Annotated in this window: 2 protein-coding genes; both read right to left on the bottom strand. The window is 40.3% G+C overall.

Translation table 11 applies throughout. From position 1 onward, the window contains the following. A partial coding sequence (locus AC1DA5_RS10535) for an IS3 family transposase (RefSeq protein ID WP_480290192.1) occupies positions 1-857 on the bottom strand: 857 nt, incomplete at its 3' end. After that, positions 845-1230, bottom strand: a 386-nt coding sequence (locus tag AC1DA5_RS10530; RefSeq protein ID WP_191913663.1) for a helix-turn-helix domain-containing protein, incomplete at its 5' end; no start/stop codon positions are given. The genes AC1DA5_RS10530 and AC1DA5_RS10535, both read right to left, overlap by 13 nt.

Below are 1230 nucleotides of genomic sequence, written 5' to 3'. Positions count from 1 at the left end.
TAGTTGGCCTTGCCAAAGCGGTATTCCGCTGCGGTAAGGTCATTTCTCTTCGCTGAGATAAATTTTTCAGTGAAATAGGTAATTCCTTCTCTAACTTGTTCTTCTAGTTCTAATAATGTTTGTGCTTTAGGTAGATGTGCGATCCAAATAGCCTTAAAATCTGCCCACCAATGTTCTATTACGGCATTGTCAGCCGGTGTCCCTGGTGCTGAATAACTGTGTTGGGCACCATTAACTACTAAATACTGATTAAATGCTTTGGAAGTATACGCCGCACCACGATCAGTATGAATTAACGGAGCTAGTGCTCCTTCTTTCATCCGTGCTTGCTCGAACACTTGAACTACTCCTTCAGCGGTTTCTGTAGGTGTAATTAACCAGCTTACTGGGTATTGACCATATAAATCTAATACTATATGTAGACGAACTTTATTAAGCCAGATTCCGTAATTCAGTTCCGTCGTATCCGTAACCCAAACTTGGTTAGCTGCAGTTTGGTCAAATTGTCGGTTAAGAATATTTTCAGCTTCATAAGTTTGCTGGGCTTGAATACGTTTGTGGGTTGGCTGACGATAGTCGGCCTTGATACTATGGCCTTTCATAATACGAATGACTCGTTTCTTATTAACGGTATAAGAGATCTGCTGACTTAACTTGATTAACCTAGTCATTTTGTCATAACCAACGCTTTGCTTATGTTCATTTTCTAACTGTTTAATCAATTGGAGAATCTCCGATTCTTCAATCTCATATTTAGTCGGTTCATGTTTCAACCATTTGTAGTAAGCCTGTCTAGTAATTCCAGCGACCTTGGCCAATTCACTAATGGAATAACCTTCATTGTTCATTTCTTGAATCGCTTGATATCGTCCGGTCGTTTCACCTCCCGATTGCGTATTTCGACTAATTTTTTTGCGAAAGCGATTTGCAGCTCCCGTTCACGGTCACGAGCTTCTAGCTCACGAACTCGTTTCCTTAGTTTTTCTAGTTCATTAGTGGGCTCTTTTCCTTTATTACGCCCACGGTTATCTTTTAGTACTTCCCAGTCGCTATTTACTCGGTACTTCCGTACCCAAGAATAAACTCGTTGGTAACTAATATCATACTTCTCTGCAGCCGCTTTATAGTTATTGTTATGTTCAATTGTCCATCGGACAATCTGCCTCTTTTCATCAAAGGTTACTTTTCGTCCCATTTTTCTGACTCGCTTTCTCGTTGTCTGATTAACTC

It is taken from the genome of Pauljensenia sp. C0254C2 (assembly GCF_056583835.1).
The sequence above is the reverse complement of the archived record's forward strand: the minus strand, read 5'-3'. Positions and strand labels throughout refer to the sequence as shown.